Below are 23,747 nucleotides of genomic sequence, written 5' to 3' on the forward strand. Positions count from 1 at the left end.
GACAATTATGAAACACATATATACAATCGCAGCCTTTGCATTTTTATTAATTTCCTGTGGCAACAAAGAAGAACCTGTAGAACACATTTTATCTGAAGGTAACCTAAAAAACATTCGTGCTAAACGTACAGAAATAGAAGCACAACAAGTAGCTATTAGTGAACAACTAAAATTAATAGATGAAAAAATAGCAGAATTAGACGACACTAAAAAACTACCATTAGTAACTACGGTTCAAGCAAAAACAGAAAATTTTGTACACTTCTTAGAACTACAAGGAAGCGTACAAACCAAAGAAAATATTGTTATTTATTCTGAAACCTCTGGAATTCTTCAAGACATTTACGTTAAAGAAGGACAACACGTTAAAAAAGGACAAGTTTTAGCACGAATAGACGATGGCGGACTAGAACAACAAGTAGCACAGAGTGAAATTCAGCTTGCATTAACTAAAACCACTTTCGAGCGCCAGAAACGACTTTGGGACCAGAAAATTGGGAGTGAAATTCAGTTTCTTCAAGCAAAATCTACTTTCGAGGCTCAAGAACAAGCCGTAAACCAGTTAAAAACACAATTAGCAAAAGCAGCAATTACAGCACCATTTTCTGGCGTTATAGACGATATTATTACAGAACAAGGAAGTGTTGTTAGCCCCGGACAATCGCAACTTATGCGTATTGTAAACCTAAAAAACATGTATATAGAAACTGAAGTTCCAGAAAGCTATATTAAAGATGTCGTTGAAGGAAAAGAGGTAAAAGTAGAATTTCCAATTTTAGGAACTAGCGTAAACACTAAAATCCGTCAGGCAAGTAACTTTATTAACCCAGGAAACAGGACATTTAAAGTAGAAGTTGCCGTACCTAATAAGGAAGAAAACATAAAACCTAACTTAACTGCAAAACTTAAGATTAACGATTACACTAATGAAAATGCACTTTTAATTCCGTTAAGCATCATTTCAGAAAACGCAAACGGAGAACAATACATTTATGTTGTTTCTAATAAAAATGACAATGGAGAAGCTACTGTTAATCGCGCAATTATTAAAACAGGAAGAACACAAAATGATGTGATTGAGGTTTTAAGCGGTATAGAAAATGGCGCAGAAATTATTAAAGAAGGCGCACGTAGCGCAAGAGAAGGGCAAACCGTAAAAGTTATAAAATATTAAGCCTAAGTCATGACAAAACACAAAAAGAAAGTAGACAAAGAATTTGGACTGTCGACGTGGGCCATTAATAACAAAACCACGATATACGCTATTATGGCTGTAATTTTCTATTTAGGAATTACAGCATATTACCACATGCCAAGAGAGAATTTTCCTGAAGTTGTAGAAACTAAAATTTACGTAAGTTCTATTTACCCAGGAAACACTGCAGAAGATATAGAAAAACTAATAACAAATCCTCTAGAAGATAAACTTAAAACCATAAGTAATGTTGTAGAAATAACATCTACCTCTCAAGAAGACTACTCTATGATTGTTGTAGAATTTGATGAGAGTATAAGTGTAGAATCGGCCAAACAAAAGGTTAAAGACGAAATAGATTCTGAAACAGCTGGCGAAGATTGGCCAACATTTAACGATGCTAAGGTAGAACCTAATGCTTTCGATTTAAACCTATCGGAAGAAATGCCAATCCTTAACATTAATATTTCTGGAGATTATCCTGTAGACAAATTAAAAGATTTTGGAGAATACCTTCAGGATGAAATTGAAGACCTACAAGAAATTAAACAAGTAGATATTCGTGGCGCACAAGATAAAGAAGTAGAAATTGCGGTAGACATTTATAAAATGATGGCTGCAAAAGTAAGCTTCTCTGATGTTATAAATGCTGTTCGAGGTGGTAACGTAACCATGTCTGCCGGTAATTTAATTTCTAGTGGCCAACGTCGTACTATTAGAATTTTAGGAGAAGTAGAAACGCCTAAAGAATTGAATAATTTTGTTATTAAATCTGACAATAACAATCCGATTTACTTAAAAGACATTGCTAAAATTTCATTTAAAGAAAAAGACAGAACTACCTATGCCCGTGAATTTGGACACAGAGTAGTCATGTTAGATGTTAAAAAGCGTGCTGGTAAAAACATGGTTGATGCTGCAGAGCAAATTCAGCAAATAGTAAAAGACACCAAAGAAAATGTATTTCCACAAGATTTAACAGTAACCATTGCCAACGACCAATCTTCTGTAACTATTGGTCAAGTAGACGACCTGGTAAACAACATTATTTTCGGAATTATATTAGTAATTACCGTACTTATGTTCTTCCTAGGGTTTAAAAACGCGCTCTTTGTAGGCTTCGCCATACCAATGTCTATGTTTATGTCCTTAATGATATTAAACTTTTTAGGATACACATTAAATACCATGATTCTTTTTGGATTAATTATGGGATTAGGAATGCTGGTGGACAACGGAATTGTAGTTGTAGAAAACGTATACCGTTTAATGGACGAAGAAGGCATGACTAGAAAAAAAGCTGCTAAAATTGGTATTGGAGAAATTGCTTATCCTATTATTATATCTACAGCCACAACGGTAGCTGCTTTTATTCCATTAGGACTTTGGCCTGGAGTTATGGGAAAATTCATGATTTTACTCCCTATTACATTATCAACTGTACTAGGTTCTTCCCTAATTGTTGCCATTTTCTTTAACTCGGTATTAGTTTCTAAATACATGACTATTGAAGATAAAGACATGCCAATGAAAAACGTTATTGCCATAACAAGTATTGTTTCAGTAATTGGCTTACTTATTTTAATATTTGGAGGCGATTATAGAGGCTTTGGTGGATTAATGATTTTTACTTCTGCAATGCTTTGGATTTACCGTTTGTTTTTAAGAAAAATGGCAAACACATTCCAAACAAAAATATTAGTGATTTTTGAAAACTTTTACGAACGCGAATTAAGACGTGCTTTAAGTAAAAAATGGCCTGCTTTTATTACCATAACAACGTTTACCTTATTAATATTAGCTTTTATCGCTTTTGGAGCATCACTAGATTCTAAACGTACTAAGGTTGAATTTTTCCCTGACAATAAACCTAATCAAATTATTGTTTATGTAGAATATCCTGAAGGTACTGATATTGAAAAGACGAATACGATAACAAAAGAAATTGAGAAAAAAGTTTACGATGTTCTTGATGATAACGAATATAAAGATGGAGACTACAACTTTTTAGTAGAAAGTGCCGTATCTCAAGTTGGTGAAGGCGCAGGAAACCCACAAACAGATGGTGGTTCTGCTGCAGAAATGCCACATAAAGCTAAGATTACAGCATCTATGCGTGAGTATAAATACAGACGCGGTAAAGACAGTGAATTGTTACGTCAGAAAATACAAAAAGCGTTAGTCGGGATTTATCCTGGAATATTAATTTCAGTAGAAAAAGACCAAAACGGACCACCGGTAGGATCTCCCATTAATATAGAAATTGAAGGCGAAGACTACGCAGAGCTTATTGGAATTGCGCAAAGCATGAGAGACTTTATTAACCAGAAAAACATCCCTGGAATAGACGAACTTAAAATTGACGTTAACAAAGGAAAACCAGCCATGTTGGTTGAAGTAGACAGAGCTAAAGCCGGAGAATTAGGCGTAAGCGCAAGTCAAGTAGGAACACAATTACGTAATTCAATCTTTGGTAGCAAAGCTGGCGTGTATAAAGAAAACGGAGACGATTACGATATCTATGTGCGTTTTAACGAAGACAACAGATATAATATTAGTGCCATTTTTAATCAGAAAATGACCTTTAGAGATAACACCGGACAAATTAAAGAGATTCCTGTCTCTGCTGTGGCAAGACAGAAAAACACTTCCGGATATAGTGCGATTAAACATAAAGACACAAAACGTGTAGTAACCGTGTACTCGGCTTTATCTCCTGGTTTTACAGATGCGGCTGCAATTGTTGGGCAAATTCAGAATGAAATGAAAACATTCAAAAATTTACCTTCAGACATTAAGATTGACTACACTGGACAAATTGAAGAACAAAATAAACAAATGGCGTTCTTAATTGGCGCGTTCTTTACGGGATTAGCACTTATCTTTTTCATCTTAATATTCCAATTTAATTCTATTTCTAAACCTGGAATTATCATGTTAGCGATTTTCCTAAGTTTTATTGGGGTGTTTGGCGGACTTGTAGTTACCGGAGATGCCTTTGTAATTATGATGACTATGATGGGAATTATCTCTCTAGCAGGTATTGTAGTAAACAACGGTGTGGTACTTTTAGATTATGCTCAACTCCTTATAGATAGAAAGAAATTAGAACTAGATTTAGGAGACGACGATTATTTAAAACGTGAAGATTTATACGAGTGTATTGTTCATGCCGGAAAAGCACGTTTACGCCCTGTATTATTAACAGCTATTACAACCATACTAGGTTTAGTACCGCTAGCTGTTGGGTTAAACATTAACTTCTTTACTTTGGTTAACGATTTTAATCCTAACATATATATAGGAGGAGACAATGTGGTATTCTGGGGACCTTTAGCTTGGACCGTAATTTACGGATTATTAGTAGCAACATTCTTAACACTAATTGTTGTTCCTGTATTTTTCTACCTAACTACACGGTTTAAAATGTGGTTATCAAACAGACATATTATATCTGTACCAACCTAATAAAAAGGCCTATTACAATTAATTAAACTAAAAATCCGGAGCTTTATACTCCGGATTTTTCAAATAAAAACCATTGTTCATTAACGGTCTGACTAATTCAAAATTAATAGCAAAAAACCTAAACCTTCTATAAGGGAATGTCTAGATTAATATTATACATAAATCATACTATAATTTAAAATTGATTCCTACAGAAAAATTAGTTCCTAATTGCCCTTGTTGTTGCACTGATGAAGCATAAACAAAACGGCCATTACTTGTAGTTCCTGTATTTACGTTGGTTTTATCTGGATACACATTAAAAATATTATTAACATTACCATTAAAACTAATCATATTGTTAAGGTTAAAAACAAATCCAAAATCTGTAGTTAATTTAGAAGACAATGTTTGGTCATAAATTGGGTTCTGATTATCATTATCAGAAATAATAGTTACTTCCCCAAAAAGTGTATTGTTTAAAGAAAAATCCCATTTATCAACATCTAAAGCTAACCCAAGAATAAATTTAGATTTTGGTCTAGAACTCGTAATTAAACCTTGTTCTGCTCTATCAAAAATATCATAACCTGCATTTGCCAAAGCTGCTGGTGTTTCAATATTATCGATAGTCGTTGTATTTAAATTCCCCGCTAAACTAACATTCAGCAAAGCGTTTCCAATACCAATATTTCTATAATTTAATACTAAATCTGCTCCTTTTGTTTTCGTATCACCCGCATTAATAAAGAACTGAACACCAACTACATTGTAGTCTTGTAAGATTTGTTCAATTTCATTAGTTGTACTATCATCATCATCATAAGATATTTGAGAAGAAAATAATACTCTATCATATACTTTAATTTGGTAAAAATCTAACGAAGCAGAGAAGTTTTTATTTATTTTATAAGTAAAACCTCCAGCAATGTTTTCTGAAGTTTCTGCAAAAAGACTTGGCACTCCTAACGCCTGTACAGCAGGATTATCGTTCGCTAAAGTACCTTGTAGTACTGGCTCTGTAGATCCATCAACAATAGTGTACTGACTTAAAGTAATATGGCGTTGGTGTAATGTTGGTGCTCTAAAACCTGTACTATAAGAAACTCTTATCGCTCCTTTTTTTCCTATTTTATAACGCCCATTAATTTTCCATGACACATTATCTCCGCCATCAGAAAAATTTTCATATCTAGCAGCGACACCTAATAAAAGACTTTCAGAAATATCATAATCTACTTGCCCATAAGCAGCAAAATTACTTCTGTCCCATACACCAGCCTCTTCTGGTTTGATTCCCGCAAAAGAATCTGATCCACCACCATAATAAGAAAAAGGATCACCTTCAAAAGCACTAAAAACCTCTCTCTTAATTTCTAATCCTGTTGCAATACTAATTTTTTCTGAAACGAGACCAGAAATATCTAAATTCCCTATAAGGTTACTAAATTTATATCCTCCAGGATTAAATGATGTTGGAGACGTTCCGTGATCTGCTAAATAATCTCTATTCACAGAATTATTAACTGTTACATCTATATCGTTAGAACCATAAGTTACACTTGTATCCATATTCCACTTATCTGATAAAGAATACTTCACTCCTAAAACATTTATATGATCATTAATTTTAGCCTCAAATGTTGGCTGATAACCTTTAAAATCAGTGGTACTTGTTAAAAACTCTGCATCAGCGACATCTGATCTCCAGTAAGGCGCTCTATAAAAGGCAAAACTTTTACCTGTTCTTGAAGTAAAACCATGAAAAGAATATATAGTTCCGTTCTCACCTAAAGGATGTTCCAGGTTTACAAATAGATCTCCTTTTTCCATTTCTGGCTGACCAACAGTCATACCTGCATCAGGATTATCTTCTAACCAATCAATTTCATAATCTCTTGTTGCTCCTTCTGTCAATGGATCTACAAAACCTGCTCTATTTGTAATCTGTTGTTTATAATAACCTAAAGTAAAATTAATAACACCTCCATCACCAAATTTAAGAGAAGAATTAAAATCTGCAGAAAAATTAAAACCATCGTTTTCCGAAGTAATACCTGCTCTTGATGTAAACGTAGAATACTCTACATCTTTCTTTAAAATAATGTTTAAAACCCCAGCAACAGCATCAGATCCATATTGCGCAGATGCTCCATCTCTTAAAACCTCTACTCTTTCTATTGCTGCAGTAGGTATACTTTTTAAATCTACACCAACTTCTCCTTTACCTGGAGAACCACCTAAATAAACTTGTGCACTTTGGTTTTTTCGTTTTCCATTAACTAAAACCAATGTTCTACTTGGTCCCAAACCACGTAAATCTGCTGGATCATAATGCGCAGTTGCATCAGAAATTGCTTGATTTTGAGAATTAAAAGAAGGCACTTTAAACACTAACATTCTATCAAATGTTGGCTTACCACTATTCTGCAATTCTGCAACATCTATATTATCTATAGGCACCGGCGAATCTAAAATTGTTCTCGGTTTTGCTCTATTCCCTGTTAACACCACTGCATCTAAAGCAACACCTGCTTTCAAGACAACGTCAATCGTTTGCCCAGAAACAACAATCTCCTGAGTATCATACCCCACATAAGAAAACACTAAGGTTTGCCCATCACTAGCATTTATATCATATTTTCCATCAAAATCTGTAGTAATCCCTACAGAAGTTCCTTTAACGATTACGGAAACTCCCGGCAATGCACCTGAATGATCTGAAACTGTCCCAGTAACCTCTTGGGCTACAATTACATCTGATACTCCAATACATATTAGAAATACCAATAATTTAAATTGCAATAATTTAACCATAACATTTTCTTTTTTTTTATTTGATAAGACTAATATATAAATTTTATGTTTTCATTAACAATTTATTATCAGTAAATATGAAATAACCATGAAAATAAATTGTTAAAATTGTTAAAACACGTTAAAAACAATAATACTTTAACAAAATACAACTGTTCACAGAATTAATAAAAGATCTATTTTAAACTTACAGCATACATTTAAAAGCATATGTAAATAAAGCAACACACTATTATATAGACTAACGAAAAGGTTATAGTTGATATAACTAAAAAATACGGTGTATAAAGCTTCCTGTTTTTTAGTTTTTAATCATTTAACTTCATTAAATTTGCACATCAAAAATTTTGAATATGTATAGAAGTAATAATTGCGGCGAATTAAGATCGTCTCATATAAATAATGAAGTAACACTTTCTGGTTGGGTACAAAAAGTACGTGACAAAGGATTTATGATTTGGGTAGACTTACGTGATCGTTACGGTATTACGCAACTTATTTTTGATGAAGAGCGCACACCTAAAGCGATGATGGATCAAGCACAAAAACTAGGTCGTGAATTCGTTATTCAAGTAAAAGGAACAGTTATAGAACGTACTTCTAAAAATCCAAAAATTGCAACTGGAGATATAGAAATTTTAGTTTCTGAATTAACTATTTTAAACAGCGCACTTCTTCCGCCATTCACAATTGAAGATGAAACTGATGGTGGAGAAGAATTACGTATGAAATATCGTTATTTAGATATTCGTCGTAATCCAGTAAAAAACAATTTAATTTTCCGTCATAAAGTAACTCAGGAAGTTAGAAATTATTTATCTAGTCAAGATTTTATTGAAGTTGAGACTCCTTACTTAATTAAATCTACTCCAGAAGGTGCTCGAGATTTTGTTGTGCCTTCTAGAATGAATGCAGGACAATTTTACGCTTTACCACAATCGCCTCAAACTTTTAAGCAATTGCTTATGGTTGGTGGTATGGATAAATATTTTCAGATTGTAAAATGTTTCAGAGATGAAGATTTACGTGCAGACAGACAACCAGAATTCACACAAATAGACTGTGAAATGGCGTTTGTAGAGCAAGAAGATATTTTAAATGTATTTGAAGGATTAACACGTCACTTACTTAAAGAAGTAAATGGTGTAGAAGTTGAAACCTTTCCAAGAATGCTTTACGACGATGCCATGCGTCTTTACGGAAACGACAAACCAGACATTCGTTTTGGAATGGAGTTTGGAGAATTAAACACTGTAACACAACATAAAGACTTTAAAGTTTTTAATGATGCTGAATTAGTTGTTGGTATTGCTATTCCTGGCGGAAACAGTTACACAAGAAAAGAAATAGACAAATTAATAGAATGGGTTAAACGTCCGCAAGTTGGTGCTTCAGGTATGATTTATTCACGTTGTAATGACGATGGATCTTTCAAATCTTCGGTAGATAAATTTTACGATCAAGACGATTTAGCAAAATGGGCAGAAATAACAAATGCTAAAACTGGCGATTTAATTTGTGTGCTTTCTGGACCTACAAATAAAGTACGTGCTCAATTAAGTGCATTACGTATGGAAATTGCAGACCGTTTAGGTTTAAGAGATCCTAAAGTATTTGCTCCTTTATGGGTTATGGACTTCCCGCTTTTAGAATGGGATGAGGAATCAGAACGTTACCACGCCATGCACCACCCATTTACATCTCCAAAACCTGGACAAATAGAATTATTAGACACCAATCCAGGAGACGTAAAAGCCAATGCTTACGATTTAGTTTTAAATGGTAATGAAATTGGAGGAGGTTCTATTCGTATACACGATAAGAAAACTCAAGCTATTATGTTGAAACATTTAGGTTTCTCTGATGAAGACGCAAAAGCACAATTCGGATTCTTAATGGATGCGTTTGAATACGGTGCACCACCACACGGTGGATTAGCATTTGGTTTAGACCGTTTGGTTGCTATTTTAGGCGGACAAGAAACAATTCGTGACTTTATCGCTTTCCCAAAAAACAATTCTGGCCGAGACGTCATGATTGATGCTCCCGCAAAAATAGATGATGTACAGCTTAACGAATTAAGCTTAAAATTAAATATTAAATTATAAAAATTAAAATTAAATCCCGCACCTGCGGGATTTATACACTAATAGAAACATGCCAACACAAAAAAAATCTTTATTAACAAAATTCCTATTTTGGAAGACAAAGCACGTTGGACATAGAAACTTCGTTTACATATTAAGTATAGCCGTTGGTTTAATTGCAGGATTAGGAACTGTAATTCTTAAAAACACTACTCACTTTATTCAACATTTAATGGAGACTAAAGTCGTAAGCAGCTATCATCACCCTTTTTATTTTTTATTCCCACTTGCTGGTTTAACGCTTACCTATTTAGTAAAAAAGTATGTTGTTAGACAAGAATTTGGTCACGGTATCCCTTCAACATTAAGGGCTATTGCAAAGAAAAAAGGAATCATGAAACCTTTTCAAATGTTTTCTGCATTACTTACCGCTCCACTAACAGTTGGGTTTGGGGGTTCTGTTGGTCTAGAAGGCCCAACAGTATCTACTGCTGCTGCCATTAGTTCTAACATTTCCAGAGTATTACACACCAACCAATCTACGCGTACCTTATTAATTGGGTGTGCCGCAGCTGGTGCCATTTCATGTATTTTTAAAGCTCCTATTGCTGCAATTGTATTTGCAATTGAAGTGTTTAGCCTAGACTTAACTCTAGTCTCTTTATTACCTTTACTTATATCATCTCTTTCAGGAGTTTTATTATCGTATTTTTTCTATGGAAAAGACACTATTTTACCCTTTCATTTAGTAGATGAATTTACACTTAGTCAAGTACCATTTTTTATAATTTTTGGTATCTTATCTGCACTTACATCTATCTATTTTACTAAAATATACGCTTATTTTCACGATTTTTTCCACGATATTAAATCTCCAATAAAACGTTTACTTATTGGTGGTACCGGCCTAGGAATAATAGTATTTTTTATTCCACCACTTTACGGTGAAGGTTTTGAAGTTATAAACAACATGGTTACTGGTAACTTCCAAGAAGTAGTAACTAATAATTTTATGCATATAGATATTACTAATAATTGGGCAATTATTGCTTTACTTATTGGTTTGGTTTTATTTAAAGTTATCGCAACATCTTTAACATTTGGAGCTGGTGGTATTGGAGGTATTTTCTCTCCTAGCCTATTTATGGGTTCTGTACTTGGTTTGGGATTTGCTAGATGCGTAAATACGTTAGATTTATTTAGAATTCACTTATCAGAAAGTAATTTCACATTAGTTGGTATGGCAGGTGTGCTAGGAGGCGTATTACAAGCACCGCTAACCGCTGTCTTTTTAATTGCAGAAATAACCGGTGGATACAAATTATTTATCCCCTTAATGATTACCGTTGCGATTTGCTTTGCGGTAACCAAGTATTTTTTGCCGTATTCTGTATACAGTATGGCTTTAGCCAGACAAGGCGATTTAATTACACACGACAAAGATCAGGCTGTTTTAACCTTAATGAATATTGAAAACTTAATTGAAACAAAATTTGTAAAGGTTCGTCCAAATATGACTTTAGGTGAATTAGTACACAATGCTGTTGTAAAATCTAATCGAAATATCTTTCCTGTTATAAGTGAAAGATCGGGAAGAATTGTAGGTATTATACTTTTAGACGACATTAGGCCAATCATGTTTGACCAAACATTATACGACGAGGTTGTTGCAAGAGATGTAATGCAAGCCCCACCAGAAATTATCGATCTTAACCAAGATAGAATGAAAGATATTATGAAGAAATTTCAAGACTCAAGTGCTTGGAACCTTCCAGTAGTTCGAGACGATAAATACATTGGTTTCATTTCAAAATCTAAATTACTTACAGCTTACCGTCGTCAGCTTATTAATTTTACTAGTTAACATGAAAAACCTCATCATTATATTAACCGTTCTTGCGTTTGGTAGCATTCTTTCAGGCTTTTTTATAGACGTCTCATATTCCGAAAAACTTATCGGTTTTGGAGTTGTTGGTCTATTTTTAGTTGTCTTCCCGCTGTTTTCATATTACAGATGGAAAGACAAAGATGTTAGAGACTACATGCTTACCAAAGAGAATTTAGAAAAAATGAGAGACAAAGAAGGCGACAAGAGAAAACTTTAATTTAAGTTTCGTTTTTCTACAAAGAAACGTTTCATAAGCACAGAGGCTTCTTCTGCCATAACACCACCTTTTACAATTGTTTTAGGGTGTAATTTTGTATTCAAATTAATACATCCTCGATTTTCGTCTCTAGCACCATAAACAATATTCGAAATCTGACTCCAATACAAAGCGCCACCACACATTTGGCAAGGCTCTAAAGTGACATATAATGTACATTTTTTAAGATACTTTCCGCCTAGGTAGTTTGCCGCCGCAGTAATGGCCTGCATTTCAGCATGCGCAGTTACATCTGTTAAGGTTTCGGTTAAATTATGCGCTCTAGCAATTATCTTATTATCAATTACAATTACAGCACCTACAGGAATTTCCCCTTTATCGAAAGCAACCTCTGCCTCTTGCAAGGCTTTCTTCATAAAATAAGTATCATCAAAAATATTTTCCATAATGTAAAAATACAATTTCAAAACGTACATTTGTAATCGTATGACACAATTACTACAACAAATAGATTCTCCCGAAGATCTTCGGAAACTAGCAAAAGAAGACTTGCCTTTTTTAGCAAAAGAATTACGCGATTTTATTATTGAAATTGTAGCTACAAAAGAAGGTCATTTAGGAGCTAGTTTAGGCGTTGTAGAACTTACTATTGCCTTACATTATGTATTTAATACACCAGAAGATATTTTAATTTGGGATGTTGGTCACCAGGCTTATGTACATAAAATATTAACCGGACGCAAAGCACAATTCGACACCAATAGACAATTAGGAGGCATAAGCGGATTTCCTAAACGAGAAGAAAGCATATACGATGCTTTTGGAGTAGGCCATTCGTCTACATCCATTTCTGCCGCTTTAGGTATAGCCATCGCATCTAAGCTTAAAGGCGATTTTAACAAACACCACATCGCTATTATTGGAGATGCTTCTATTGCTAGCGGAATGGCTTTTGAGGGGCTTAATCACGCCGGAGTAACAGACACAAACTTGTTAGTTATTTTAAATGATAATGCCATTGGAATAGACCCAAGTGTTGGTGCTTTAAAAATGTATTTAACCAATGTTAAAAAAGGAACTCAGAAACAAGATAATATTTTTGAAGCTCTTAATTTTAATTATTCCGGCCCTATAGACGGTCATGATTTACCAAAAATTATTTCAGAATTAGAGCGTTTAAAAACAGTTCATGGTCCTAAATTTTTACACCTAATTACTACAAAAGGAAAAGGCTTAAAACAAGCAGAATTAGACCAAGTTAAATACCATGCTCCCGGCAAGTTTGACGCTAAAACTGGCGACTTATTAGCTACACCCAATATAAAATTACCTCCAAAATTTCAAGATGTTTTTGGTTACACTATTGTTGAATTAGCCAAAACGAATGAAAAAATCATAGGAATTACACCAGCAATGCCAACTGGAAGCTCTCTTAAATATATGATGGAGCAATTACCAGAACGCGCCTTTGATGTTGGTATAGCAGAACAACACGCCGTTACATTATCGGCTGGACTAGCCACTCAAGGTTTTATACCGTTTTGCAACATTTATTCTACGTTTTTACAACGTGCTTACGACCAGATTATTCATGATGTTTGCCTTCAAAACTTACCTGTTATTTTCTGTTTAGACCGCGCCGGCTTAGTTGGAGAAGATGGCGCAACGCATCAAGGTGTTTTCGATTTAGCGTATTTACAATGTATTCCAAACCTTATAATTTTCGCTCCTAGAAACGAAGCAGAATTACGAAACATTATGTATACTGCCCAACTGGGACTAAAACACCCAATTGCCATTCGTTATCCGCGTGGCCGAGGTCGTGAACTGAATTGGAAACAACCGTTTTATAAATTAGAAATTGGAACAGGAGAACAACTTAAAACAGGAACAAAAATTGCAGTTTTAAGCATTGGAACCATGGCTTACAATATAGAAGACGCCTTAAATACACTAAAGCAAAAACAGCAAGATAATATTGCTGTATATAATATGCGTTTTATAAAACCTTTAGACCACAACTTATTACATACCATTTTAAGCACCTATTCTAAAGTATTTACTATTGAAGATGGTACTATTTTAGGCGGATTTGGAAGTTCGGTTATTGCATTTGCAGCAAAACACCACTACAACACCCCAATAGAAACACTTGGTATTCCAGATGCATTTATTGAACACGGATCTGTAACACAGCTTCAAAAAACACTAGGTCTAGACGCTGAATCTTTAGCTAATTTGTTTTTAAAGCACATATAAACACTCTAATTATTACTCTATAATATCACAAAAAAAAAGGAACGCTAAGCGTTCCTCTTTTAAATATATTTAAAAAAGTATGTTATTATTTAATAATAAACTTTTTAGTTGTTGTTGTTGCACCTTCTGTAAATTTAGCCAAATACACACCAGAAGCTACATTAATATTAATATTTGCTGCTGTACTTCCATCTAAATTAATATCCTTAACATATACAGATTGTCCGCTTAAATTAAAGATTTGAAGATTAACTTCACCTAAATTAGATTTCGATTTTACTTTAAACTCACCAGTAGACACTGTTGGATATAAAGAAATCCCTGTTGCCAACTCATTATCTTCAACACTTAAAGCTGTACCTGTAAACTCTCCAGAGAAGATTCCTCTACCAAAAGTTGCGGCAAAAATAGTATTATCATCTCTAAGATCTAAATCCATAACTTTTACATTACTCATACCATTAAAGGCAGATTTCCAAGTAGGAGAATCGCTAGAAAAATCTGACGTATACCAAACACCTAATTCTGTACCTACTATAACCTCTTCTGTTTTTAAAGGGTTTTGTAAAATAGCTTTAACAGGCATATCTGGTAAATCCCCATCTTTCTGAGCCCAAGTTGTACCACCATCACTAGTGTACCAAATGTTATTTACACCATAATTATGGAAGGTTACAAAAATTTCTTCTGAAGAAGTTCCGAATTCAATATCTGAAATACTTCCTAGAAATTCTGGTGAAGAAATATCTGTCCATGTTTGAAATAAAGGCGCACTAGCATTCGTGATTTTTAATAATTTTCCGCTTTCTAATCCTATATATAAGATACTATGCGTACTAGTCTCGTCGTAAGGAGAAACCTCCAAAGCTAAAGCCGGAGAATCCATTAAATCATTCTTTATTGTATTAACAGAATACACTCCAGAAGCACTTACCGTTCTATATGTTTTTATAGCATTTTCTGTTCCTGTAGAATAATTAGAAAATAAATAATTTAATCTTGAATCTAAAACTTGAGGATTAATAAACTCCCCAATATCATCATCTTCACTATTTATAGTTGTAGACACTCCTGTTTTATAATCATATTTCACAATTGCGTTATTATACACATAATTTGAAATAACATACGTATCTGTTCCGTCTTGATCGAATATAGTATATGCACCATCACCTCCATAAAGATCAAAAGAAGACGAGTTAATTCCAGAAGCTGCATTAGCAAAATACGGGGTTCCGTTATCTTGAGCACCTGCTGCGAAATAATCTCCCGATATAGCTGCAGTTGGAGCAACCCCAACAGTATAAAACTGGGTTACATTATATCCGTTATTTCTAGACGTAGGTTTTGTCCCGCTAGTTGCAGAGTAATACACACCTCCATCGTTTCCAAATAACATTTTAGATGTATCGTTTGTTCCAAATACAATAGCATGCTGATCTGCATGTATTTCTGGAAATCCAAATCCGCCATACCAATGCGTTAGTTGAGTCCACGCACTTCCTCCATCTGTACTTGTAAAAGTATCAATACCTCCTACAAAAATAGTTTCATCGTTAGTAGGATCTACTTTAATAACTAAATCGTAAAATGCTTGACCTCTACAAAAATCGTCTGCATCCATATCTGTATCTGCATCTTCCGGTAAAGTTAATTCTGCTATTGTATCAAATCCATCTGTAGTTTTAAACATAACAACAGGAACGTCTGTTCCTTCTGCTAAAACATATATTTTATCTGCATCTGAAGTAGACGCTGCAATTTGAGTACGACTTCCTGAAAACTCATATTTCTTAACAAAATTAGTTCCGTCTGTAGATGCAAAAATAGCACCACCACCATCACCATTAATTAAGCTCTGTCTTGAAGACATCCAAACCGTATTGTCTGCTCCTAATTCAATATCATTAGGTTCATAAATATTACCCGCAGCGGTTAAAGGCACTCCTAATAAACTCCATGAATCACCCCCGTTAGAAGATTTATATAACCCATAATCATTAGGTCCAAAAAGTGTACTTGGACTTGCATCGCTATAAAATGTTGAACCTGCAGCGATAAACACTTCAGAAACACCTTTATTATCTCTAACTATAATATCATTCACGTGCTGATTTCCATTTAACACATAGAATCCTGAAAAATCACCAGAGTTTGCTGTAATAGTAACATTAACAGTTTCTCCAGCATTTAATTCGGCAACAATTTTAGCACCATTCTCTTGAGAGATCATAACAGAAGGAATCAATATAGAACCTGTTAAATCATCTCCCCCCATAGTAATTGGGTTTCCTGATACATTATTTATTACAATAACAGCTACTGCACCTGCAGCTTGTGCATTAAGCACTTTATCTACAAAATCACAAGTCCCTCTATATATTAAGGCTATTTTACCATTAACAGCTGCAGCGTTAGTTAATGCATCACAAGCTTCATAAACATCATCTCCTGTATCTGCCAACACCACATCATTAGTAACACCTTCAGTATTTGATGGACCGAAACTAGCACTCAATGAAATATAAGAATCTGCAATATCACTAGGTGAATTAACGACAACATCAGAATCTGTTTGTAAAACGGTTTCTCCTTCTGCTCCACCAAAAACATGGTTCCAAGAGTTCCCACCATCTGTAGATTTCCAAACACCGTTTCCATTTACATCTCCTGCAACATAAGATTCTCCTGTTCCTACATACATAGTTTTAGAATCGTTAGGATCTACGGTAATACAGCTAATATTCAAGTTTTCTGGAATATCTACACTGGTCCACACTGACGATGAATTTGAAATATTAGTATTTTTCCATAATCCACCACTAACACCACCTGCAAAAACAGTTTCGTTAGAAGTATCGTTAGGATCGAAAATTATTGCTCTTGTACGGCCTCCAATATCATCTGGACCACGTTCTACCCAATTATTATTAGAGTCGTCTCCTGGCACACGTCCTGTTGCTAAACTATTTGAACGTTCTTGTAATAATTCTTTTTGAATTACAGCTAAATTTTCTGGTGTAGGTCTTCCTAATGCAGGATTCATAGTTAGTTCCCATAACCGTTCCATAAACAGTTTTGGAGGCAACCCTTGTTGAGCACGTTCTTTTTTAGATAAGCCTTTTGTATTTTTAAACGGGCTATTTTCTAAATTCTTTTTGTGCAAGGCCTTTAGCTCTGCAATAGTTAACGGATTAGATCCTTGCTTTTCAGACACTTGAGTTTCGCCACTAAACTTAGTAACAGCAAAAACCACTGCAACAATAGCCACAAGTCCTAAAGCGATTTGTAATTTATTCTTCATATATATTTGGTTGTATTACACAAAAATAATTTTTTCTAGACGACAAACAAGTATTTACAATATTATTAAACTAAACGTCCTGAAAATTTTCGGTAAGTCAGAATAGCTTGACTATCAGAAAACAAGGACACATGATGACACACATTTAACAATCTTAAATACAAATCGTCTGCATTGAAATTGATGGTTTTTGGAAGAATCTTTAAAATCAGTTTATCATAATTAGAAGCTTTTCCATTATAATCATTATTAACTGCTGTTATATAAATATCTAATAATTTAGAAATAACAGCATAACCTGAAATCTCTTTATCTAAAACATCTTGAGATTGATAGATTTTTTCGACACTAATTTTTATAATATCATTTATTTGAGCTTCATATTTACTTTTGTCTAATAAAGACACCGTAAAGGTACCGTTTAATATAGCGGTTTCATTAGCCTCAAAAATTGAAATCGCTTCATTAATTAGTGTATTTATAGCCAAAGCTCTTAAATAACTAATCCGGTCTTGTGTATTGGTTAATTGATGATACTTATTAATATCTATAACATCTTTAACCAGTTTAATTAAATATTCTAGGGCAAATTCCTCTTCAATTAAACCTAAATTAATACCATCTTCAAAGTCGATAATGGTATAACAAATATCGTCGGCCGCTTCTACCAAAAATGCTAACGGATGTCTTTTAAAACTGATATTACCTTCTGCTCCAGCTTCAATTAAACCTAATTCTTTAGCAACATCTAAAAAGGCATCTTTCTCACTCTGGAAGAATCCATACTTTTTATCAGACACATTTTGGGTTGGTTTTTTAGGCAACGATTCTTTTGGGTATTTTATAAAAGCACCCAAAGTTGCATAACACAAACGGAGTCCGCCAACGCGACCTTCTCTACTTTGTGTTAATATTTTAAATCCATTTGCATTCCCTTCAAAATAACATAAATCCTGATACTGCTTAGGTGTAATTTCATCTTTATATTTAATTCCTAATCCCGTTTTAAAATATTCACCAATCGCTTTTTCTCCTGAATGTCCGAAAGGCGGATTTCCAATATCATGAGCCAAGGCGGCCGAAGCTACTATTGCTCCAAAATCGTTTGGCAAATACCCATGTTCAGATTTAAGCTCTGGATATTTAAGAATTAACTTCTCTCCTATTTTTCGCCCTAAAGACCTCGCCACAACACTAACTTCTAAACTATGCGTTAAACGTGTGTGCACAAAATCTGTCTGAGACATTGGAATAACTTGTGTTTTATCTTGTAAACTTCTAAATTCTGAAGAGAATATAACACGATCATAATCTACCTCGAACCCTAAACGTGTTTCATCCTGACTCTTTCTTAAGCGTTTATTAACATCTCCAAAACGTTTTAGAGACAACAGTTGTTCCCAATTCATAACTTTATTTTAAGTCTTCGCAATATAGCACTTTCTAATATATACAGCCTACACAAGGCTTTGAACTCTATACAGTAAATAAGATATGTTAAGAAAATGTTTAGACATTTATAAAAAAGAGAAATTCCCTAACGTTAAATTAACCTTTTTATCATCAATCTTTAACCGTCGATTAACCTTGACTTTACATAACTCAGGTTTCTTTGCCGCATGAAAATAAACGACAAAATGAAACATTTTTTAATAGCATTAGTATTTTTAACAACGGCATTCTCTTATGCACAAGACACTGGCTCGATTGTAGGTAAATTACTAGACAAAGAATACAATAACGAACCACTTGCTTTTGCAAACATATTAGTTAAAGGAAGCACAAAAGGAACAACGTCTGATATGGATGGTGTTTATGCCATTACAGAACTTACTCCTGGGTCTTACACTATAGTTGTTAGCTTTGTAGGTTACCTAACACAAGAAGTTCCTGTAACTGTTACAGCTGGTAACGCAACCCAAGTAGACGTCATTATGAGCGCTAGTGCAGCAGCATTAGACGAAGTTGTGATACAAACTACAACTAGAAAAGAGAGTGAAACAGCCTTATTATTAGATCAGAAAAAGGCCGTTATCATTAAAGAAAGTATTGGAGCAGAACGCCTATCTCAAATAGGAGCTACAGATGCTGCCGCAGCAACTTCTAAAATTTCTGGAGTTACAAAAAGCGAAGGGTCTGGCGAGGTTTACATTCGTGGTCTAGGAGACAGATATTTATCTACTACTATGAATGGTTTACCAATACCATCTGACGATGTTAACAACAAAAACATAAACCTAAACCTATTTTCTACAAACATGATTGAAAATGTAGGGATAAGTAAAACATATACAACATCTGCTTATGCAGATCAGAGTTCAGGGAATGCAGATATTACATCTAAAGGATATTCGAAAAAAGAATTATCTATAGGCATATCTTCAGGATATAACACAAACCTTTTTGGAGTAGATAATTTTAAAAAGAGTATCATTTCTGAAGATGTAACACTTGGTTTTCACAAAAAGGAATATGCTTTAGTAGACTTAATTACAAGACAAGGTTGGGACCCACTAGAACAAAAAAACACAGGAAACTACGGTATTGCAATTTCTGGCGGTACTAAATTTGAAGTATTTGGTAAACAAGTAAAATTATTTGCAGCAGGTTCTCACTCTAAAAAATACAACTATCAAGAAGGAATTTTTAGAAGCTACAGATCTAACATCTTAGATAATGAATTTACAGACACAGAGCTTTCTAACACAAGTATAAACTCTACTGGTTATATAAACTTAGGTTTAAAACTAAACAGCAACAACAACATTAGAATTAGCAGCTTATCTGTTAACAAGAGTGACGACAACGTCTACGAGCAAGGTAGAAACGGAGAGGGTTATGTATTTGATCAAGACCCACAAGAAGATGGTGCTTTTGTAAGAGACCAGAATTTTAAGCAAACTACTATGTTAATTAACCAAATTGAAGGAGACCATAATATTACAGAACGTAATACTTTAAAATGGGCGGCTGGATTTAATTATGTATTAGCTCAAGAACCTAACAGAATTAGAAATGAGGTTAACATTTTAGACGAAAACACAGTACAATATGCTCACGTTGGCGATTACCAACAAAGAAAATCTAGTCAACAAATTGAAGACACAGAATATAACGCTTATATTATAGATGCTATTGAATTAGGTAAATTTGATGAAGATGCAAACACTAGACCATTAAAATTAAATTTTGGAGCAGATTACCGTCAGAAAGACCGTTCTTTTAACTCCCTTTTCATAGGAGTTAGAGCTCGTGATTTCCAAGTACCAACAGTAGATGATTTTTCTGAAACATTTACAACAGAAAACTTTAATAACGGATTAGTACTTCGCGAAAGAGATCCAGACTTATATGATGCAGATTTAAACATAATTGCTGGATTTGCTAATTTAGATTTTGGATTAAATAAAAAATTCTCAGGAAATGTAGGAGTACGTTTAGAAAGAGATGAAATTAATGTAAACTGGGATGTTGCCAATTTTGTTGGTCGTTTAGGATCTATTAAAAAAGAATACACAGAAGTTTATCCTAGTGTAAATTTAAAATATGAGTTAAACGAAAATCAATTTCTTCGTTTAGCATCTAGTTTAACACAAACACTTCCAGAATTTAAAGAATTAGCACCATTCGAATACGTATCGCCAACAGGACGTGTTACACGTGGAGATCCAGATTTAGAAAAATCAGATGTATTTAATTTAGACTTAAAATGGGAATTCTTTCCTAAAAGAAGCGAACTTATTTCTGCAACAGCATTCTATAAGCAAATTAAAAACCCTATTAACTTAGCACAAACAAGAGGATCTTCTGGAATATTTGAGTACTCAAATACAGGAGACGCTGCAGATGTTGTAGGATTAGAATTTGAAGGTAGAGTAGATTTAATTACTAATGATGACGATGAAGCACTATTAAACTTAAATGCCAATGTTACTAAAATGTGGTTTACTCAAGATTTACTTGAAGACTACCAATACAATAACATTAGCGAAACAGATTTACAAGGCGCATCTGACTTAATTATAAACGGATCTTTAAGCTACAATAGCCATAAAGAAAAAGAATTTATAGCAACATTAACAGGAAACTATTCTTCAGACAAAATATACGCTTTAGGTTCTCCAGAAGATTTTACAAACAGCGCTGTACTTTATAACGATGCAATTATAGAACAAGGTTTTGTAACCTTAGACTTAGTTGTTAGTAAACAAATTACAGATAACTTATTAGTAAAATTCACAGGAGGAAACTTATTAAATCCAGAAATTAAACAAACACAAAACATAAGAAACATTAACTCCGGAATACAGACTAACGAAACTGTGCTTTCTTATAAAAAAGGTAGTTTATTAAGCTTAAGCCTAAAATATACTTTCAAATAATATTCTATTAACAAAGAGTCATAATTTACCATAAAACGGTAACCTTACTTTAATACTGAGTTAAAAATACAGAAACACAAAGAACGTTTCTTTGCATCAACAAAAACAATAAACAAAATCAAACAAAAATTAATATGAAAAAGTTAGTCTTAAATTTCTTTAAAGTTGCTGGATTAGTATCAGCTGTAGCTTTTACAAGCTGTAGTACAGACGATCCAGAATCTGTCGGACAAGAACAAGCAGATGTAATTACAAATCTTGATGCTGGTATCTTAAACGGTACTTTACAAGAAAGCTACTCTTTAGAAGCAGGTGTACAATACCAATTAACTGGACAATTTATTATTGATGACAATGCTGTTTTAAATATTCCTGCTGGAACAAAGATCGTTGCAGAAAATGGAGGAACAGATGTTTATATCGCTACTTTAAAAGGAGGAACAATAAACATTAACGGTACAGAAAGTAGCCCTGTAATTATGTCTTCTGTAAATGCACAACCAGGTGACTGGGGAGGATTAACACTTTGTGGAGACGCTACAACTTCTGCAGGTACAGATGCGACTGCAGAAGTAGGTGGTTTTACTTACGGTGGATCAAACGATAGCGATAGTTCTGGAATTATTAAATACTTACAAATTTCAGGTACAGGAGCACAAATTAACTCAGAATCTCAATACAATGGTGTATCTTTTTACGCTGTAGGTTCTGGTACTTACGTAGATAACGTAGCCATAATTAATGGATCTGATGATGGTGTTGAGTTTTTTGGAGGTACAGTTAGCGTGTCTAACTTATATTTAGAAAATCTTGATGATGACGCTATCGACTGGACAGAAGGATGGAATGGATCTGTAAACAGAGCTTACATATCTAATACTATTTCTGGATTCTCTACAGTTTTTGAAGGAGATAAAGATAACGGGAACCCAACATTTACAGACATTACAGCGATCTCTACTGTTGGAGGAACAGCTTTACAATTTAAAAAAGAATCTGGAGGAACAATCACTAACCTTTCTTTAAGTGGTTACGATGTAGATTTAGACATGAAAGACGGAGGAGCTCTTTCTAATGTTGTTTTTGAAGACAATTACACAGCTGTTGCTTATGCTACAGATGAAGAAATGGAAGCTTCAGGAGAATACTTTTACGGATTAAACACTTCAGTTATTGCAACTGTTGATGTAAATGATTTTGCTTGGGTAGATACAAACATATCTTTTGATACAGACGTATTACAAGGAGCTGTAACTGGAGATGTTACTTTAGATGCTTCTATTAGCTATACTTTAAATTCTTCTTACATCGTTCAAGATGGTGGAAAATTAACAATCCCTGCAGGAACAAAAATCACTGCTAGAGATGGTGGAACGGGTGTTTACATCGCTGTATTAAAAGGAGGAACAATAGACATTCAAGGAACAGAAACTAATCCTGTTGTTATGTCTTCTGTTAGTGCTGAACCTGGAGACTGGGGTGGATTAACAATTTGTGGTGATGCTTCAACTACTGCTGGTGCTGATGCTACTGCTGAAATTGGAGGATTTGTTTACGGAGGATCTAACGATGCTGATAACTCTGGATCTATTAAAAACTTAGTTATAAAAGGAACAGGTGCTCAAATTAACTCTGAGTCTCAATACAATGGTGTATCTCTTTACGCTGTAGGTTCTGGAACAGTCTTAGAAAACATTGCTGTAATTAACGGAGCTGATGATGGTATCGAGTTTTTCGGAGGATCTGCTTCTGCAACTAACTTATACTTTGACAATAACGATGATGATTCTATAGACTGGACTGAAGGATGGAACGGAACTGTTACAAATGCATACATTTCTCATACTAAAGAAGGATTCTCTACTGCTTTTGAAGGAGATAAAGACAATAACAATCCTAAGTTTATAAACATTACAGCAATCTCTACTGTAGGTGGTACTGCATTACAATTTAAAAAACAATCTGGAGGAACAATCACTAACTTATACTTAAGTGGTTACGATCTTAACATCGATATGAAAGATGAAGGACCTTTAGCTAATGTAATTATAGATGGTCAAGCAGCTACAACTACAGATGCTTATAACGAAGGAACTCAAGTAGACATCTCTACTTGGTCTTGGATTAACGCTAGTTTATAATACACACATT

12 protein-coding genes are annotated in these 23,747 nt (G+C 34.1%); 8 read left to right on the forward strand and 4 right to left on the reverse strand.

Annotation, left to right across the window (positions count from 1 at the left end):
- The first annotated feature begins 7 nt into the window (after nt 1-7).
- Both GQR95_RS04060 and GQR95_RS04065 read left to right on the forward strand, forming a co-directional pair.
- Entirely contained in the window at nt 8-1,174 is a 1,167-nt protein-coding gene (locus GQR95_RS04060; RefSeq protein ID WP_159021948.1) for an efflux RND transporter periplasmic adaptor subunit, read from the forward strand.
- 9 nt (nt 1,175-1,183) lie between these two features.
- On the forward strand, nt 1,184-4,663 hold the full coding sequence (locus GQR95_RS04065; protein WP_159021949.1) for an efflux RND transporter permease subunit: 3,480 nt from the start codon (nt 1,184-1,186) through the stop codon (nt 4,661-4,663).
- Nucleotides 4,664-4,831: 168 nt separating this feature from the next.
- Here the strand turns inward: GQR95_RS04065 and GQR95_RS04070 are convergent, their stop codons facing one another.
- Nucleotides 4,832-7,459 carry a TonB-dependent receptor gene (locus GQR95_RS04070; RefSeq protein ID WP_159021950.1) on the reverse strand — a complete coding sequence of 876 codons (2,628 nt, stop codon included), beginning with the start codon at nt 7,457-7,459 and terminating at the stop codon, nt 4,832-4,834.
- A 353-nt stretch (nt 7,460-7,812) separates the two neighbouring features.
- Here GQR95_RS04070 and aspS point away from each other — a divergent pair, with 353 nt between their 5' ends.
- From aspS to GQR95_RS04085, 3 genes are read left to right on the forward strand one after another with little or no spacing between them, the layout of a single operon-like run.
- A complete protein-coding gene (gene aspS, locus GQR95_RS04075; protein WP_159021951.1) occupies nt 7,813-9,567 on the forward strand; it encodes an aspartate--tRNA ligase in 1,755 nt (584 codons plus the stop codon).
- Nucleotides 9,568-9,616: 49 nt separating this feature from the next.
- Nucleotides 9,617-11,410 (forward strand): chloride channel protein, encoded by a 1,794-nt coding sequence (locus GQR95_RS04080; RefSeq protein ID WP_159021952.1) that lies wholly within the window; start codon nt 9,617-9,619, stop codon nt 11,408-11,410.
- A gap of 1 nt (nt 11,411) precedes the next feature.
- A complete protein-coding gene (locus GQR95_RS04085) occupies nt 11,412-11,651 on the forward strand; it encodes a hypothetical protein (protein WP_159021953.1) in 240 nt (79 codons plus the stop codon).
- Here the strand turns inward: GQR95_RS04085 and GQR95_RS04090 are convergent.
- Nucleotides 11,648-12,097: a nucleoside deaminase gene (locus tag GQR95_RS04090; RefSeq protein WP_159021954.1), complete on the reverse strand. Its 450-nt coding sequence runs from the start codon at nt 12,095-12,097 to the stop codon at nt 11,648-11,650. The genes GQR95_RS04085 and GQR95_RS04090 overlap by 4 nt on opposite strands.
- A 40-nt stretch (nt 12,098-12,137) precedes the next feature.
- Here GQR95_RS04090 and dxs point away from each other — a divergent pair, with 40 nt between their 5' ends.
- On the forward strand, nt 12,138-13,910 hold the full coding sequence (gene dxs / locus GQR95_RS04095) for a 1-deoxy-D-xylulose-5-phosphate synthase (RefSeq protein WP_159021955.1): 1,773 nt from the start codon (nt 12,138-12,140) through the stop codon (nt 13,908-13,910).
- Between the two features lie 85 nt (nt 13,911-13,995).
- On the opposite strand, the gene GQR95_RS04100 is transcribed toward dxs, so the two are convergent.
- Together GQR95_RS04100 and dgt are read right to left on the reverse strand one after the other, a co-directional pair.
- Complete coding sequence (locus GQR95_RS04100) at nt 13,996-17,214, reverse strand: PA domain-containing protein (RefSeq protein WP_159021956.1); 3,219 nt, start codon at nt 17,212-17,214, stop codon at nt 13,996-13,998.
- A 65-nt stretch (nt 17,215-17,279) separates the two neighbouring features.
- Complete coding sequence (dgt, locus tag GQR95_RS04105) at nt 17,280-18,623, reverse strand: dGTP triphosphohydrolase (RefSeq protein WP_159021957.1); 1,344 nt, start codon at nt 18,621-18,623, stop codon at nt 17,280-17,282.
- A 228-nt stretch (nt 18,624-18,851) separates the two neighbouring features.
- Here dgt and GQR95_RS04110 point away from each other — a divergent pair, with 228 nt between their 5' ends.
- Both GQR95_RS04110 and GQR95_RS04115 read left to right on the forward strand, forming a co-directional pair.
- A complete protein-coding gene (locus GQR95_RS04110; RefSeq protein WP_159021958.1) occupies nt 18,852-21,596 on the forward strand; it encodes a TonB-dependent receptor in 2,745 nt (914 codons plus the stop codon).
- Between the two features lie 134 nt (nt 21,597-21,730).
- Nucleotides 21,731-23,737, forward strand: coding sequence for a hypothetical protein (locus GQR95_RS04115; protein ID WP_159021959.1), 2,007 nt, complete (start codon nt 21,731-21,733; stop codon nt 23,735-23,737).
- The last annotated feature ends 10 nt before the right edge of the window (nt 23,738-23,747 follow it).

This window comes from Formosa sp. L2A11 (genome assembly GCF_009796865.1).
In the GTDB taxonomy this organism is placed as follows: domain Bacteria; phylum Bacteroidota; class Bacteroidia; order Flavobacteriales; family Flavobacteriaceae; genus Formosa.

Excerpts from the sequence above, each read along its gene's own strand:
- GQR95_RS04060 (WP_159021948.1), top strand. The coding sequence starts at position 8 with ATGAAACACATATATACAATCGCAGCCTTTGCATTTTTATTAATTTCC.
- GQR95_RS04065 (WP_159021949.1), top strand. The coding sequence starts at position 1,184 with ATGACAAAACACAAAAAGAAAGTAGACAAAGAATTTGGACTGTCGACG.
- GQR95_RS04070 (WP_159021950.1), bottom strand. The coding sequence starts at position 7,459 with ATGGTTAAATTATTGCAATTTAAATTATTGGTATTTCTAATATGTATT.
- aspS (WP_159021951.1), top strand. The coding sequence starts at position 7,813 with ATGTATAGAAGTAATAATTGCGGCGAATTAAGATCGTCTCATATAAAT.
- GQR95_RS04080 (WP_159021952.1), top strand. The coding sequence starts at position 9,617 with ATGCCAACACAAAAAAAATCTTTATTAACAAAATTCCTATTTTGGAAG.
- GQR95_RS04085 (WP_159021953.1), top strand. The coding sequence starts at position 11,412 with ATGAAAAACCTCATCATTATATTAACCGTTCTTGCGTTTGGTAGCATT.
- GQR95_RS04090 (WP_159021954.1), bottom strand. The coding sequence starts at position 12,097 with ATGGAAAATATTTTTGATGATACTTATTTTATGAAGAAAGCCTTGCAA.
- dxs (WP_159021955.1), top strand. The coding sequence starts at position 12,138 with ATGACACAATTACTACAACAAATAGATTCTCCCGAAGATCTTCGGAAA.
- GQR95_RS04100 (WP_159021956.1), bottom strand. The coding sequence starts at position 17,214 with ATGAAGAATAAATTACAAATCGCTTTAGGACTTGTGGCTATTGTTGCA.
- dgt (WP_159021957.1), bottom strand. The coding sequence starts at position 18,623 with ATGAATTGGGAACAACTGTTGTCTCTAAAACGTTTTGGAGATGTTAAT.
- GQR95_RS04110 (WP_159021958.1), top strand. The coding sequence starts at position 18,852 with ATGAAACATTTTTTAATAGCATTAGTATTTTTAACAACGGCATTCTCT.
- GQR95_RS04115 (WP_159021959.1), top strand. The coding sequence starts at position 21,731 with ATGAAAAAGTTAGTCTTAAATTTCTTTAAAGTTGCTGGATTAGTATCA.